The sequence below is a fragment of the Sinomonas atrocyanea genome (assembly GCF_030812675.1).
Classification (GTDB): domain Bacteria; phylum Actinomycetota; class Actinomycetes; order Actinomycetales; family Micrococcaceae; genus Sinomonas; species Sinomonas atrocyanea_B.
Window position 1 is genome coordinate 1 of record NZ_JAUSTE010000008.1, and the last position, 15,537, is coordinate 15,537.

A 15,537-nucleotide genomic window follows, 5' to 3' on the forward strand; every position below is an offset into this window, starting at 1 on the left:
ATCGCGTGTAACGGTGTTGTGGCGGGTTTGTTGGGGGGGCCCCCCCCCCCCCCCCGCGTCCTGGTAACTTCCGGCGGGGGGGGGGCGCCCCCCCCCCCCCGCCCCCCCCCCCTGCACCGCTCTGAGTCAGAGCTCCACGGTCATTGACGTCGGGTTCGGGTTCCCGAAGCGGTACTAGAGACACACATGGCATAGGGTGCTGTCATGGCTACAGATCCTTCGAAGCTCGCGTTCATCTACACACGAGTGAGTCAGGACCGAGAGGGCGGCGGCCTGGCCGTGTCCCGCCAGCTCGAAGACTGTGAACGTCTGGCTCGGGATCGCGGCCTGACTGTGGTGGACCACTTCTCGGACAACGACGTTAGCGCTTATACGGGCAAGCCCCGGCCGAAATACCGGGCCATGCTGGCCCACCTGTCCGACGTGCGGTCTGTGATCGTCTGGCACACCGATCGACTGCACCGGGACCCCACTGAGCTAGAGGAATGGATCGTGGCCACGGGCGGTGACACCGCCGCCAACGTGGCAACGCTCACGGTGCAGGCCGGAGACCTCGACTTGAACACTGCTGACGGGCGCTTGCGCGCCCGTATTAGCGGTGCGGTTGCCCGCCACGAATCGGAGCGCAAGTCTGAGCGCGTTCGGCGCAAGATCGCCGACAAGGTGGGGCGAGGGGAATGGCTCGGGGGATCGGTGCCGTTTGGGTGGGATGCAGTTGGGAGCGAGCTGGTGCTCAACGAGGAAGAAGCCAGCGTCGTAAGAGACTTCTCGATACGCGTCATCCAAGGTTCATCGCTCGGGTCACTTGCGCGCGAGCTGCAGGAGAGTGGACGTCCGGCCCGGAAGCCCCGCAAGGACGGCACACCGAGCAAGAGGATTGGACGGTGGACTCCCGAAAGAGTGAAGGAGATGCTCCTTAGGGCGCGAAATGCGGGCCTAGTCGAACTTAGGAACAAGACCACCGGTGAGATGGAAGTAGTTGGCACCACCAAGGCGCCGGCAATCGTGAGTGAAACGCAGTGGCGCGCCGTGGTCCGCAAGCTCACTGATCCCTCACGGCGGGTTCACACGAAGACGAACCGGCCCATCTACCTTCTCGGTGGCATCGGGCGCTGCAACTGTGGCGCACCCCTCCGGAGCGCGTCGGCTGCAAATGGGGGTCGGATCTACAAGTGTTCCCTTTATGGCACCGAGCGTGCGGCCACAGGGCCGCACACGAGTCGTAGCCAGAAGCCATTAGACGAGATGGTCCGTGAGTGCGCTGTCGCTGTTCTCAGCAACCAAGCGTTCATTGAGAGTCTGTCCGCCCCTGGTACCAGTGCTGAACGTCAATTGCTCAACGACGAACTCGCTGAGGTAGAGGCGCAGGAACAGGACGTGCTGGCTACTGTCGGCAAGTCTCGTATTGCTGGCCCCGTGCTGATCAAGCTAGCGGAAGAACGCGAACGCATCGAGCAGGCGCTCGCAGACCTCGAAGAACGTGGCGGGCGAGCCGCCACCGCGGATGCCATGATGGCGATGGCGGCTGTCGGGCAGTTCGATATGTTCCTCCACTTCGATGCCGTCGGTACCTGGGACTCATGGCCGATCGATCGAAAACGAGACTGGATCAGGCAGAATCTGCGGGTCACAATCCGCCCAGAGATTGAGAAGGACCCCCGAAAGTTCTGCCGTGAGTCCGTCGAGGTAACGCTTTGGGACGGCTCTCCCATCCCAACGCAGCACGCGCTCCCGCCTACGGGCGATGGAGCCGAGCCGGGTGGGCCGCCCGTGGGCGGCCGCCATCGTCGCCGCGGCTTGGGCTGACGCGGCCCTCATGACGTAGGAAGCAGAGGCTGGGGAATGAGGACCCGCCCGGGCTAGGCAAACTGTCGGACGCGCCGCCGGAGGAGCTAGACAGGTCGTGTCGTGCCTCTCCCTGTCCGGTGGCATCCGCCGGTAGACTGCTCCTCAGCACGCTGGCCCCCTAGGGCCAGCGACAACTTAATACTTCACACACAACAGAGCATCAGCCCCTACGTGGGCCGGTGCTCTGTTGCGTCTCGGGCCAGATCAAGAGAGGAGTTGAAGCCCGCGACAACGGCGACGGCCTGCCGGCCTCTGCCGAACCGAGAGTCGCAGCAGCTATTGGGCCACAGTGCCCGTCGCGCTCGGCTCCCGCCTCACACACCGGCCATCGACGGCCCTAGTCCACTAAGGAAGGACCACCTCTGACCATGCCCCCTCTGCTAGAAGCCGATCAAGCATCAGCTACCCCGCCACGGCAGAATGACCCCTCTGAGAGCAGCGCGCCATGGGGCGCAGTTCCCGCCCCAGCACTGGGCGAGACAGCCTCTCAAGAAACAATTCCACTGTTGCGTTCGGGACACATTCCCTGCGCCATCGAGGGATGCTCGTCGCCCCGCCACGCGGGCACGCCTGAGGGTCCGCTTTGCAACACCCACTACACGGCCTGGCGTCGAGCGCAGCCCAACAGGTGCTCCGTGCCCCGGTGCTCGGGGACCGCCCAGTTCGGGAAGGTCTGCCGACGACACGAGCCCACCCTCATCATGCAGGACAGGAAGCTTGCTGAGACCCTCGAACGGTTCTCGGCCAGCATCGGTGCCTACGCGGGCCACTGGCTGTGGACCGGCGCGATGAACGATGACTTGTACCCGACATTCACCGCGAACGGCCTCAAGTGGTACGCCCATCGGTGGGCGTACGCCTACTTCATAGGGCCCCACAGGGCCCGTCAGGAGCTCGATCACGTTTGCGGGATTGAACTGTGCGTACGGCCTGACCATCTGTTCCCTGTGGGCCACAAGGAGAACATCCGGCTCCGTGACCGTCGCTTGTACCTGCCGGATGCTTGGATCACGCCTAGGAACTATCGCCGTGTCTGGACACCCCGGGCAGACGAGTTTGCGCTACAGCACAACCTGCCAGCTCCGCGCTTTGGTCTCGCTAGCTGACTTGATCAGAGCGTTAGGGGAAGACGCTCGGTAGCGAGCTGGAGGGGCGCACTCCCTCCAGTTCGCTACCAAGCTGGCAGGACAATTCAACTGCTACACGACGAGAGAGGACTCTTCTAGAGCATCGCGAAGATCGTCCACGCTTTCTCCCTCAACGGTTGGGATAACATGCTCGATCGACCGCTTGAGTTCGACGGCCACGCCATTGGACGCTAGAGCCTGATCGATCAAGTTGCGCGCCTGTTGAAATGTCTTAGCGCCAGTCAAGTCCACACCTCGGGCTACATTCTCAGCGCGTTCAGCAAGAGTCGCAATCTCTTGATGATGCCGACTAGCCGAGTCCCAGGCGGGAAACGGAACCTGGAACACATACTTATCGAAGTCCCTCTCACCGAAGAGCCCGAGAGTCTGTAGCGGCTTTACCCGTTCTAGAAGCACCTCGCTATTCAAGATGGCTTCCAAGTACCTGGCTTCACCGATTGTGCTCGCGGACGCCCAGTAGAGCTTGTGCTCAACGATAGCCCGCGAGTCCTTTGTGATCGCGGCAGCTATCCGATTGCCTGAACTCGTATAGCAGACTCTGTACGTGGACTCTGTGACCAACTGTGCGCTCAGTTGCCCGTGGTAATCAAGGCGCTCGCGAAGCGGCCCAGCATTCGGATTTGAACGATTGCTCTCCCACGCAGTTTCCGCGGCCGACCACCAAGGGTCCAAGCCGGGATCGGCTTCCACTTCAGATCCCGAAAGTAGCTTCCTGTTCTTGATTGGAAGGACACACTCCAACGGCTCGGTCATCCTGTATGGCAGGACAGTTTCACCGAGGAGGAGCGGGAAGATGAAGTCTTCCGCCACGCTTGCCTCTATCGAGGGCAGGAACTTCCATGGCTTTTTATCCTGATTCGACCGTCGCGAAATCACCGACGTGCGGCCAGCGCCGGCCCCGAGAGGGCCGGGATCGGTTCGCAGCACGCAGACAAGAACACGGGGAAGAATCAGTGCGCCTTGTCGGAATCGCTTGGCATACGGAGAAACCGGCAGCGGATTATTCGGATCGTGCTGTACCACGACACCCGCGGACTCAGTCACACGGCCTTGCACCGCATCCCATGTCTGTGCATGATTAGAGAATTTTCCAGTCAGATACTTGGTCGCGGAGGGCAGTGCCTCCGCACCATTCCTGGCCTTCTGCCCGAAGACGACGCAGGACACCATCGGGAACCCCGTTTTGATCTTGACAAGTTCCCATGCTTCTCGAAATTGTGCGGTCAAACCTGCGACGGTCTGGCTGTTCGACTGCCAATTCCCCGTGCGGAACCCGTGATGCGGCTTCCTAGTGAGCGTCCCGTGCGGCATGATGAAAGCGAAGCTCCCGCCTACCTTCAAGTATAGTTCGATCGCACGGCAGACGAATAGTGTCGAGAGGTCGCGGCCGCTCGCTCCGAGGGGGCCTGACAGCAGATTCCTTTCACGCGCTAGGCGCTTGTATCGATCCTGCATGGAGCCAGTCATTTTTGAATAGCGGAGCCATGGAGGGTTCCCCACGAGGAGATCGACCCGGTTTTCGGGAAGAGACAGCCACAGTGGCCTGATTAGGTTTCGGACGTAGTACCCCCAAATGTGATCCCGTCCATTGAGGTGCAGCTGGCGAAGCGTAGAAAACGTCGCGCGCAACATCTCGCGGTCTTCTTCAGGGACGTCGTACCTAATGAGAATAGGATCAATGAGGTCGCGAACCTTACTGGAAGGCCCCGCTTTCATCTCACGCGCCCGCCTTCTAGGGTCCATCAGCTTGGAAGGCGCGAGCTCATTCTCCGCTGAACTAAGAACCTTGTCAGCCATCTCCGACACGATTGCGTCAAATCGTTGGGCGTCGTAAAGGATCGACTTCGGAAAAGCGAGATTGTCGTCGAACAGAAGTCCGCCGCCGGCGGACAAGAGATCTTCACCTGTAGTCTCGACTGTGATGGCCTCTTCAGACGACAGCAGGTTCGTTTGTTGCTCCCACTGGAGAGAGTCCCCGAGATACACGGGTATGGACACGGGTCCGCGCTTGGGGTGGCGGAGTCTCTCTGTTCCAATTGCTAGGAGATAGGTGACTCGCGCGAGCGTGACGGCCACCGGGTGTATGTCCATGCCGTATACCGAGCGCACTACCCCGTCAACGGCCTCGGGCACGCCCAAGCCGCTCGACTCAGCAGCATCAAGGTAATGACGGACAGCATGGAACAAAAACGTTCCCGAGCCGCAAGAGGCATCCAATACTTTTACTCGAAGGGGGTCGGGGTACTCATCTGCGAGTATCTTGTAGGCCAGCCAGTCGGGGGTGTAGTACTCGCCTAGGCTCTCGCGCGTGGCCTGACTGATGACGCTCTCGTAGAGGTGCTTGAGAACGTCGTGCTCGACTTGGTCCCATCGGAATTTTGCCACACGCGAGGCGAGGGACCGCACGAACTGCTCGCCGCCGTCAACCTCTAAAACCCAGTCGAAGAAGTCTGCCTCCACGACGCCGCGGATCTGGGCATGGCCAAACCGAGTTCCGTCTGCCAGATGCTGCGGGCTCACCGCATTAGGACCGCTCAGGTCGAAGCCCAGCACGGCGTGAGCGATCGATTCGGCCGTCAGCACAAGGAGCGTGTGGTCAAGGAACAGATGCTCGGCATCTTCGAACCCAGACCCGAATGCAGTACGAAGCAACTTCGCCCAGAGTTCGCGTTTGAGTGTCACCGTAGGGTTCGTTCGGTTCGCGTCCAAGAGCACCTTGAGCGAGGCATGGTCAGCGTGATGCCCTGGGGAATTCGAACCGAGACGCGCCTCGATTGCCTGTGGTGTCGGCTTAACCTGGGCGACCGTGGCAAGCACAGCGCCGAGCCACTCACGGAGCTTCTCAGCGTCGTCGGAACCGCGAATCAGCAGCGGCTCTGCGGCTTGAACGATGCCTCCCGCCGCTTGCGCGTCGGGGACATACAAGATCCACTCGTACCCGTCCGTAAGGACGCCAAGATAGCGAGCCCCAGTCTGCTGGCAGCGGGTCTGAACATACTGGCCAAGCTGTTCTTCAGCGGTGGCGAGGACATTGCCCGCTCTGAGATTCTTCTTGACCTCAATCACCGTTGTGCCCGACTCGACATCGATACGACGCCGGCTGCCGTCTCCGAGCTGAGCCTCCATCGCAACCGTTTGCACTTCGTCGGCGATGTCGTTTGCGTCCACGTTAAGTCCGGCCGCCAAGATGAATGCACGGACGTCTGCCTGTAGCGTCGCTTCGGACCTAGCCGGGTCCCGTCGAGCCATCCGTGCGGTCAGATCTTCAGGAGTCTCTGGCAACTCTCCCCCTCTTTGGTATTGAGAATGACACTACCGGTGACTTCTGCTTAGCCAGGACACCGCGGTCGCATGTCTCTAGGCCCAACCCCCAGTCGGCGCGACGGTTGGCTGATACCGAGTTCGGACGCCCGAGTTGCCGTCGGCACTCGGACCACTGCCGGCTACCTCAGGCGATCATTGGCGGCTAGAAGGTAGTACAGGTCGTGGGTGCGAGCAGTCCGCCGGCCCTCCGCAGCGTCACGGACAGCCTTGGCGGCGGAATGAACAACTGACCCTCCAGCCGCGGCAATCGCTGATCCGGACAACGCGCTGAGTTCCGCTATTGATCCAATTCCGAAAACTAGGGCGGCTCCGGCAGCACCTGTTGTGATTGCCTTGACGTCGGTCACGATGCTTAGCGCAGCATCCTTTGCGATCCGCGTTGCAGAGAGGTCCCGGCGCAGAGATTCGAGCGTTGGCTGGACCTCGTCGCGCCACAGATCATCCACTTCGGCTCGGAGCGCCGGGTCCAGAGGCCCAGAGACCAGTTTCGCTGAGAGATCAGCTATTCCCTTGCGATAGCTGATGAGGGGTACAGCGAGTTCTGATCGAGTTTCCAATATCGCCTCGATTGGCGCCTCTGGAAACGCTGGCAACCGCTCGACCAGTCCAATGCCTGTCGCTGCGCGTACGGCATGCTTCTCGGTCAGAGGATGAAGCTGGGCTTGTTCTTCTCGAAGCATGGCGTTCACGATGCCTGCGATCTGATCATCAAACATCAGGTGACTGCGGGGGTCACCCAATAGGCGCTTCAGAGTCTCGGCGTACTGATCCACAGTGAGACCCAAATCAGCGCTGATCTCGAAAGCATCGGCGGATAACGTGAGCAACCCGGCCTCGGCCGCGATGGCAAGGTCCGGCGCACCGGCCTGCTCCCACATCTTGCCGACTACGGCGTTGAAGCCATGGTCGCCGCCAAGAAAGCTGCTCACGAAACCGTTTACGGTCTCGCGGATCTGGCGGCTCCGCTCGGCCCCGAGAAGCCGCCGCCTCGCTTCTCGGTTGAGGTTGTTCAACTGTCTAAGAGCGTTGAGGGTCGCACGAAGATCAGCTATGTCACCGGTGAAGCCGAAGTGCCGGAGAGTTGCCTCGTCCAGTGCCCCCATCATTTCGAACACGAAGTCGGGACCTTGAGCTGCGCCAGCTGCAAAGGACGCGATCATAAAAGCACCTGGAGAGATGAGCTCTACCTCGTCGGCGTATAGGAGAGCAGACCGTACTAGTCGAGCATCTTCCTCAACCGACACTCCCCCTGGCCCCTCCTTGGGGCCAGTCGCTATCACGATCTTCAGACCGCCGCTTGCCTGGATGCGGACAGCAGCCTTGGGTCGTTTGACGCCCTGACGGCGTGGACGCTGGCGAGATGCTGGCACCCCAAGTCTCCCTAATTCAACGATCGTGCGGTCGTACTTTCTAAGGCTAAACGCGGGCGGCTCCGATGGACCGCAGCACCCTGCAGTGATCTGTACAGTTCGGCTGCATTCGTTGTCTATCCCGTACAGGCTTGGACGTGCGTTTCACCACCGGGTCGGAGAATCGTGTTATGGGGTCCTCCCCCTGGGGGGGCATGTCGGCTACTGCCCAACCGAGCACGGGGGTCCGACGGCGAGCATTGAAGCGAGCGCGCAGGCGCCATCCTCGCGGACTCACACCGACCAAACCCAGCCGAGCACGTCGGTGAGCCAGCCAAGCCCGCAGAACGGTACACAGCAAGCCGAGGAACTGAGGGCGACGGCGAGGGTGGAGAGCTGGAGCGCCCGAATTTCTCAGCTCTCACCTACCTATCAAAAAACCAAGGCTTGCTGACTCGGACCGCGACAGGCCTCCGGGCCTGTCAGATTTGCGAGAGCGAATGAGTAATTGATAGGTTCTCAATAACCCCTCAAACATGATGGGTAAACGCGAGAGGACCATCAATGGCCACGTACGGATACGCCCGAGTCAGCACGGCCGACCAGAACCCCCAGCTCCAGATCGATGCACTCGAGGCTCACGGCGTGGACGTGGACAACCCTAAGCGGCTCTACACGGAGCATGTCAGCGGCACCGTGAAGGCCAGCGACCGCGAACGCCTGGCGGCGCTCCTCGACCGCGTAGAGGCAGGGGACAAGATCATTGTCTGGAAGTTCGACCGACTGGGCCGCAACACCCTTGACGTGCTCTCAGTGCTCCAGACCCTCAAGGATCGGGGCGTCTATCTCGAATCCGTGACGGACAAGATCGACACCTCATCGCCCATGGGTGAGGCCATGTTCACAATCCTTGCCGCGTTCGCCCAGCTTGAGCGTGACCTCATCGCTGAGCGCACGACGGCGGGGCTGCAGGCTGCCCGCGAACAGGGCAAGCTTGGCGGCCGTCCCAAGGTCACCACGAGAGACCCCCGTGTCGCTCAGGCTGTCGCGTACCGCAAGCGCGGTTTCACCGTCGAAGAGACCGCCCACCAGATGAGCCAGGCGAACGGCAAGAGCATCAGCATCGCGACCGTCTATCGACTCCTGAGGCTGGGTCGCGATGCGACCCAGTAGGCTTGGGTCTCGTTCAACAGACCCGCGCCGGGGGTTGAGCGTTCAAGCAGGAGGGGCCCCGGATCATCACCTGATGACTCCGGGGCCCCTTCCGTTCCTGCGTTGTATGCGCTCAGCCGCCCGTACGGGCCCCTTCTAGGGCCCAGATCAGGCTTCCAGTCATCAGGGCTAAGTAGCGCCACCTGGGCTCTCTATGGGCCTCGCAGCGGCTCTCTGCGTGCGGCTGCCGTTTGCGGCTCGTGGCGTCGTCAGCGGGATGCTATTCAAAGCAGATTGGCGGCGTTGAATCGACGGCTGAACTCCGAGCGGGAACTGCCCCATGTGGAACCCATGAGCACGATTGGCACCTTGTATTCGGCCAAGAACTCATACACCGACTTTGCATCCATGCTCAACATCTCACCCATCTGGGTGACCGTCTCAAGGTCGCGATTCGGCGCTTCCATATGGGCGCCGCCTTGCGGGGCGCCTATCACGAGCTCCTCTTCGAGGGCCGGCAGATAGCTGGCAAGGAGCCGAAGGGCCTCGTCCCGGCCGATCCTCATTCGAAATGCAAAGTCGAATATTACGTCGGCAACGTCCTCCGAAACACTCATTATTGTGCGTCGAGGTGCAGCTGGACGCAAGTTCTTTTCTAGATTCATGGGCGCCAAGGTAGCACACATCTCGGCGGTCATGGAAAGATGTCCATTGTCTATTGGCATATGTTGCGAGTCGTGAAATATATATATGAATCTACAATTGAGAAATCTCTGATTCGCGCGGTTGGCTTTCCGGTCGCCGGCCGAAGGGGGAGGGGGATCGGCATGGAGGTTTGGCTCGCTCGGCTCAGGGCTTCAAACCGACCATCCCGAGCTCGCGCGGGCGCGACTCGGGCCCTCGCTCTGTCCCATAGGCTTCCTGCTGCCGAAGAGCCCGACGGTCATCCCGAGGTTCAGGGTGGTGAGCGGCTGCTCCCACATCGAGACCGACTGGTGCGGCGCGCCGCGCCGCCCGGCTTCCACCGCGAGATGATCGTCAGGTGACGACACAGCCGATCAGCCAGGAAATTGGAGCCGCGCTCGGGCGCTTCTTCTACTCGGGCGAGGGGCCTTCGCACTCAAAGCTGACTCGGGTGTTCATGGCTGGGGGATACGGGGACGACGATCCTTACGTGCCTGCTGCAAATGGTCGCCCGGCGAGCCCCAATAAGGAGCAGCGGGTGCTTCAAGTCTTCGGGGCAGCCGTCCGGAGGCCGGGTGGGGCGAGGGCTCTCGTGGAGGCGATGCTGACCGAGCTTCGGGTGCACGGGTCCTTCAGCCCCACAAGCTCTAAGTACAACCCTGAAGCCACAACCACTGCACAAAGGGCCTTCTCGCGGAAGGGGTGGCATCTAGACGAGGACGGACTTCTCCAGCCCATCGCTGGCATCGATGTCACTACGGGAGGGCGGCAGGCTCTTGATGAGCAACTTGAGAGACTACGTCGCAACAGTGAAGATCCGGGCGCGCTTCTAGGCACATCGAAGGATCTACTTGAAGCTGTCGCGAAGTTCGTCCTCAAGGAGATGGGCATGCCCCTCACCGGCAAAGAGAGCTTCAACCAGCTGTGGTACCTCGCACGAGAGCGACTTAATCTCTTGCCCCAGAACGTAGACACAAACGTCCCAGGTCATCTCTCAATCCGTGCGGTGCTCCAAGCGGCATGGGGCATCGCGGATCAGGTAAATGAACTTCGCAAGTTTCAAGGAACCGGGCACGGTCGGACGCTGCCTACTGGCGTAACCCGAGAACTGGCACTCTTGATCGTCCGCGAAGCGTGCAGCGTGGCAGAGTTTGTGCTGACCTCGCTCGACCGTCAGCTAGGTCGGCGCGCCGAGTAGTCCGCCACTCCACCATTCCCTTTAGAGAAGCACGAGCAAAACGGTGCGGCCCCCAGGCTGGGGCCCACCTGAGAGAAGCTGTCGGGGGCTGCCGCCCCGGCAAGCGTTCGAAGCTTCGAGAGCATCAGGGCATGTTTCTTTCCATCTCACCGAGCGCGTCCCTGACGCCTTCCATGACTGAATCTACGTAGTCCTCCACAGCGCCGAGTATGTCGAAGGCCTGTTTCAACATGCGGACGAGGTTGGGGAAGTCGATGCGTTCCTCTTGGGAAGGGTGATGGTCGCTTACGTACCGGAAGGTTGTGCCGCTCTCGTCCGCTTCGTGGAGTAGCCCGATGACTCGAACGACTTGCTCCGGAAACTCGGCTCGAAGATCGAAGCGCTCGTCCAGTTCATTGAAATGTGACCGGGCTTCTGCGAGCAGTGCGTCAAGATTGTGCCGATGCTTCAATCGCAATCTCTTGTTGACGTTCTCCCTGTCCAGGAAAGGATCGTTGGCGTCGGCCAGTTCGCGGCGAAGCCTCGTCCAATCACGGATTATTGACTTCAGTTCAAGCTCGTAAGCCTGTCTATACAGGGTTAGGAACGGCAGCAGGATCATGTCGTCCGCTGGCTGGCCCTTGAACGTGCCGGCCAAACGTTCGGCAGCTTCCGCGTAAAAGGCCGCTAGATGCCGGTCGGTCTCGTTCGATGCCTTGACAACTAGCCGCCTGTAGCTGGTCTCAGGCACCGCCTCAAGTAGCTGCCAGCTTTGCCGACTGTCAGAGTTCTCGCTGGTCATCCCGCTCTCTTTCGCATATTGCCTTACATGTGCGGTCAGTCTCCCATGCCCCACCTCTTGATTGCTTCCAGTCAATGATCTGGTCGACCTGAGGGGGTGGGAGTATCCCCGGCGGTGAGGAGCCCGCCGGGGCCGCCCCTGAGACTGGCGCCCGAGGGTCCCTATCGGTGAATCGCGAAAGACGCCGCGGCTGCCTTGAGCAGGCCAGACTGAGAAGCTGTCTGAGGGCTTAGGCAGCAAGGCCATCGGCATGGAGCCGGTGGCCTTGCTGCGACCTTAGAAGGCGGCACAGGGCGTTACAGCGTCACTGTCATCAATGTGGGGTTCGGGTTCCCGAAACGGTGCGCCGTCACCGAGACGGCCTGCTCGTGCAGGAACGGCAGGAGCTCCACCCGGCCGGCCGAGACGACCGGGTGCGCGTACACCGCCACGTCCGGGGTGCCGCCCACGGCCTCGGCGAGGGCCCGCGCGGAGGAGGCCGCGTCGTCGTCCGTGCCGGCGATCAGCCGCACGCGTCCCGCCCCGAGCGCCGCCGCGCGCCCCAGCCAGGAGGCGGAGTCCTCGACCGCCACCGTCACGCCGTGGCGGCGCAGGACGTCCGAGGCCGAGCCGGGAAGGCCGACGGCGGTGCTCACCGTCACGGCAGACCCGGCCACGAGCCCGGCCCCCGCAACCCGCAGCAGCTCGGCGACTCCGTGTCCAGAGGTCGGCGCCTCGAACCGGACCGTCACCGGGACGGGGCGGTAGCGGAACACGTTGCGCTCGCAGGCCAGGGCCGAGACGTCCTTCGAGACGCCGAACTCCTCGGCCCATGCCGCGGCGTCCGAGCCGAGGGCGGCAGCCAGCCACGCGGCGTCGTCCGCGGGGAGCGCGCCCTCGGCGGACGCGAGAAGGTCTGCGGCCGCCCGGCCGAGGCCCCGCTCCGCCGCTGGCGCGGTCCCGCCGGGTGCGTCCGCCCAGGAGCCGAGCCCCACGAGGTAGTTGGGACCGCCCGCCTTGGCGCCGGCGCCGACGGCGGACTTCTTCCAGCCGCCGAACGGCTGCCGCTGGACGATCGCACCGGTGATGCCGCGGTTGACGTACAGGTTGCCGGCGGCGATGTGCTCGGCCCAGTACGCGATCTCGCCGGCGTCGAGGGAATGGAGCCCGGAGGTCAGGCCGTAGTCCACCCGGTTGACGAGCTCCACGGCCTCCTCGAGCGTCCGCGCGGTCATGACCCCGAGGACCGGCCCGAAGTACTCGGTCAGGTGGTACTCGCTGCCGGGGCGCACGCCCGCGCGCACCCCGGGGCTCCAGAGTTTGCCGGAGTCATCGAGCTGGCGCGGCTCGAGCACCCAGTGCTCGCCGGGGCCGAGCTCGGTGAGGCCGCGGCGCAGCTTGTCTCCCGGCGGCTCGACCACGGGCCCCATCTGGCTCCGCGGGTCCCACGGGTAGCCCACATGGAGCGACTCGACCGCGTCGACGAGCTGGTTGCGGAACCGCCGGGACCGGGCGACCGAGCCCACGAGGACCACGAGCGAGGCCGCCGAGCACTTCTGGCCGGCGTGCCCGAACGCGGAATAGGCCACGTCCTTCGCAGCGAGGTCCAGGTCCGCGCTCGGGGTCACGATGATGGCGTTCTTGCCGCTGGTCTCGGCGAGCAGGGGGAGGTCGGGCCGGAACGAGCGGAACAGCTGCGCCGTCTCGTACCCGCCCGTGAGGATCACGCGGTCCACCTCGGGGTGCGCGATGAGGCGCTGGCCGAGCCCGCGCTCGGGCAGCTGCACGAGCTGGAGCACCTCGCGCCCGACCCCTGTCTCCGCGCGCGTCGCCTCGAGCGCCTCCCACAGCGCCGCGACCATCACCGCGCCGCTGCGGCGCGCCTGCTGGGCGGGCTTGATCACCACGCCGGAGCCGGCAGCCAGCGCCGCCAGCGTGGACCCCGCGGGGATCGCCACGGGGAAGTTCCACGGCGGCGTCACGACGGTGAGGCGGCTGGGCACGAACCGGGCACCCTCCACGGCGTCGAGCTCGCGGGCGAGGGTCGCGTAGTAGTGGGCGAAGTCGACGGCCTCGGACACCTCGGGGTCGCCCTGGTCGAGGGTCTTGCCCGTCTCCGAGGCCATGGCCTCGAGGAGGTCCGCGCGGTGCCGCTCGAGCGAACGGCCCATCTCGTCCAGCACCGCGGCGCGCTGCGCGCCCGTGAGCGCTCCCCAGACTCCGCCGGCTGACGCCGCCGCGCGGACGACGCCGTCGAGCTCGCCCTCCGTGCCGACCGTCGCCTTCTCGACCGTGTCCATGCCGATTTGGCTATATTCCGATCTGGCGATAATCGCTCGGCCCCACGCCCGATTGGCGGGAAGGTCCGGATCGGTGTCCGGGGTGTTGGCGAACCCGGCTCCCGCCCTCCATCTGGGAGTCACCTCCTGGGAGTCAGCTGAGGTGACCTCCAGAAGCTGACTCCCAGAAGGGGCGGGAAGGTCGGTGGTGCGGTCCTGGATCCGGTTCGGGGCCGGCATGGCCGGGGTACCGTCCGGACCGACGAAGGGAGCGGAGCCGAGGGCCGCGAGGGAGGCGAGGAAGCGTTCCTTCTCGCGCTCGAAGAGGGCAGCGCCGCGGGGGTCGTCCGAGCCCAGTTCGAAGACCGCGGACATGAAGTTGTCCTGGCTCGCGCCCTCCTCGAGGCGGCGGATCAGGTAGGCGATCGCGACGTCGAACTCGTCCGGGTGAACCACGGGCGTGTACAGCAGCAGGTGGCCCACGTCGGCCAGGACGGCCTGCGCCTGCGCGGACGCCATGCCGAGGAGCATCTCGAACTCGATGAGCCCGGAGCCTTCGCTTACCCCGGTGTCCACCCCGCGGGCCTTCGCGAGCAGCCACGCGAGGGCGATGTCGAACAGGTTGTGGCCGGCGACGCCCACGCGCACGTTGGCCAGACGCTCGGGCGTGAGCGCGTAGTCGAGGATCGCCTTGTAGGACGTGTCCGTCTCCCGCTTGGAGCCCCACGTCGCCGCCGGCCAGCCGTGGATCTCCGCGTCCACATGCTCCATCGGCAGGTTGGCCCCCTTGACCACGCGGACCTTGATCGGCGCGCCGCCGCCGGCCACGCGCTGCGCGGCCCATTCCTGGAGGTGGACCATGGCGCCGAGCGCGTCCGGCAGGTAGGCCTGCAGGACGATCCCGGCCTCGAGCCCCCGGAACTCCTCGAGCTCGAGCAGCCGCGTGAACACGGCGATCGTCAGGTCGAGGTCCTTGTACTCCTCCATGTCGAGGTTGATGAACTTGCGGGTGGGGGCCGAGGCCGCCAGGCGGTACAGCGGCGTGAGCGACTCGACGATGTGCTCCACGGCCTCCTCGAAGGCCCAGTGGTTGTGCGGTGCCACGGTCGCGGAGACCTTGATCGAGGCGTAGTCCACGTCGTCCCGGGCGAGCAGCCGGCGCGTGCCCTCGAGCCGCCGGGCTGCTTCGCCGCGGCCGAGGATCGCCTCGCCCAGCAGGTTCATGTTCAGCCGGATCCCGGGCTTGCGGATCTTGGCGATGGCGGGGCCCAGCCGGGAGTCCGAGGCATCGACGATCAGGTGGCCCACCATCTCGCGCAGGACCCGCCGGGCCACCGGCACCACCACGCCGGGGGCCGCCGGGGCGAGCGCGCCGCCCGCGGCAAGCGCCGCCCGCAGCGGCCAGGGGAGGAAGCGGGGGGCCTTGGCCGAAAGCGCCTTGAGGTTCTGCGCGGCGACGCCGAGGTCTTCCGGGCGCACCACGCCGTCCACGAATCCCACGGTGAAGGGCAGGCCGTCCTGGTCCTGGAGCACGCCTGCCAGCTGCGCCGCGGCCGCGTCGACAGGCAGCGCGGCGGCGGCGTCGAGCCAGCTGCGGACCTGCGCGACGGCGTCATCGGCGAGGTCCTGAGGACGGATCGGGTGCGGCGCACCCAGGGCGCGCGGGCCGGCTGCCGGAGCCGACGGGGCGGGGATGCTGCCCGCGGAGCTCGGGGCGTCGATGTGCGTGGTCATGAAGCCAGTATGTGACGCACAATACGAAAGGAGAAGCGATGATTTCCGATGGATACCCATG

The 15,537-nt window shown here is 63.9% G+C and carries 9 protein-coding genes; 4 read left to right on the forward strand and 5 right to left on the reverse strand.

Going from position 1 to position 15,537, the window contains the following annotated elements; genetic code table 11:
- Positions 1–204: 204 nt before the first annotated feature.
- Both J2W20_RS11875 and J2W20_RS19220 read left to right on the forward strand, forming a co-directional pair.
- Positions 205–1,806 carry a recombinase family protein gene (locus J2W20_RS11875; RefSeq protein ID WP_307006836.1) on the forward strand — a complete coding sequence of 534 codons (1,602 nt, stop codon included), beginning with the start codon at positions 205–207 and terminating at the stop codon, positions 1,804–1,806.
- An 830-nt stretch (positions 1,807–2,636) separates the two neighbouring features.
- Positions 2,637–2,954 carry an HNH endonuclease gene (locus tag J2W20_RS19220; RefSeq protein WP_373458014.1) on the forward strand — a complete coding sequence of 106 codons (318 nt, stop codon included), beginning with the start codon at positions 2,637–2,639 and terminating at the stop codon, positions 2,952–2,954.
- Positions 2,955–3,047: 93 nt separating this feature from the next.
- Here the strand turns inward: J2W20_RS19220 and J2W20_RS11880 are convergent, their stop codons facing one another.
- Positions 3,048–6,278: an N-6 DNA methylase gene (locus J2W20_RS11880; RefSeq protein ID WP_307006837.1), complete on the reverse strand. Its 3,231-nt coding sequence runs from the start codon at positions 6,276–6,278 to the stop codon at positions 3,048–3,050.
- 161 nt (positions 6,279–6,439) lie between these two features.
- The gene (locus tag J2W20_RS11885) at positions 6,440–7,480 is read right to left on the reverse strand and encodes a hypothetical protein (protein WP_307006838.1); all 1,041 of its coding nucleotides are present in this window, start codon (positions 7,478–7,480) and stop codon (positions 6,440–6,442) included.
- Positions 7,481–8,233: 753 nt separating this feature from the next.
- On the opposite strand from J2W20_RS11885, the gene J2W20_RS11890 reads away from it, so the two are divergent.
- Entirely contained in the window at positions 8,234–8,842 is a 609-nt protein-coding gene (locus J2W20_RS11890; RefSeq protein ID WP_307006839.1) for a recombinase family protein, read from the forward strand.
- A gap of 263 nt (positions 8,843–9,105) precedes the next feature.
- Here the strand turns inward: J2W20_RS11890 and J2W20_RS11895 are convergent, their stop codons facing one another.
- Entirely contained in the window at positions 9,106–9,519 is a 414-nt protein-coding gene (locus J2W20_RS11895) for a hypothetical protein (RefSeq protein ID WP_307006840.1), read from the reverse strand.
- Positions 9,520–9,863: 344 nt separating this feature from the next.
- Here J2W20_RS11895 and J2W20_RS11900 point away from each other — a divergent pair, with 344 nt between their 5' ends.
- Complete coding sequence (locus J2W20_RS11900; RefSeq protein WP_307006841.1) at positions 9,864–10,703, forward strand: abortive infection family protein; 840 nt, start codon at positions 9,864–9,866, stop codon at positions 10,701–10,703.
- A 124-nt stretch (positions 10,704–10,827) separates the two neighbouring features.
- Here the strand turns inward: J2W20_RS11900 and J2W20_RS11905 are convergent, their stop codons facing one another.
- Positions 10,828–11,484: a hypothetical protein gene (locus J2W20_RS11905; RefSeq protein ID WP_307006842.1), complete on the reverse strand. Its 657-nt coding sequence runs from the start codon at positions 11,482–11,484 to the stop codon at positions 10,828–10,830.
- 296 nt (positions 11,485–11,780) lie between these two features.
- Positions 11,781–15,476 (reverse strand): bifunctional proline dehydrogenase/L-glutamate gamma-semialdehyde dehydrogenase, encoded by a 3,696-nt coding sequence (locus J2W20_RS11910; protein ID WP_307006843.1) that lies wholly within the window; start codon positions 15,474–15,476, stop codon positions 11,781–11,783.
- Positions 15,477–15,537 lie beyond the last annotated feature (61 nt).

Bases quoted from the DNA above. Each gene is read 5' to 3' on its own strand.
- J2W20_RS11890 (WP_307006839.1), top strand. From the start codon at position 8,234: ATGGCCACGTACGGATACGCCCGAGTCAGCACGGCCGACCAGAACCCC.
- J2W20_RS11905 (WP_307006842.1), bottom strand. From the start codon at position 11,484: ATGACCAGCGAGAACTCTGACAGTCGGCAAAGCTGGCAGCTACTTGAG.
- J2W20_RS11910 (WP_307006843.1), bottom strand. From the start codon at position 15,476: ATGACCACGCACATCGACGCCCCGAGCTCCGCGGGCAGCATCCCCGCC.
- J2W20_RS11885 (WP_307006838.1), bottom strand. From the start codon at position 7,480: ATGATCGCGTCCTTTGCAGCTGGCGCAGCTCAAGGTCCCGACTTCGTG.
- J2W20_RS19220 (WP_373458014.1), top strand. From the start codon at position 2,637: ATGAACGATGACTTGTACCCGACATTCACCGCGAACGGCCTCAAGTGG.
- J2W20_RS11875 (WP_307006836.1), top strand. From the start codon at position 205: ATGGCTACAGATCCTTCGAAGCTCGCGTTCATCTACACACGAGTGAGT.
- J2W20_RS11895 (WP_307006840.1), bottom strand. From the start codon at position 9,519: ATGACCGCCGAGATGTGTGCTACCTTGGCGCCCATGAATCTAGAAAAG.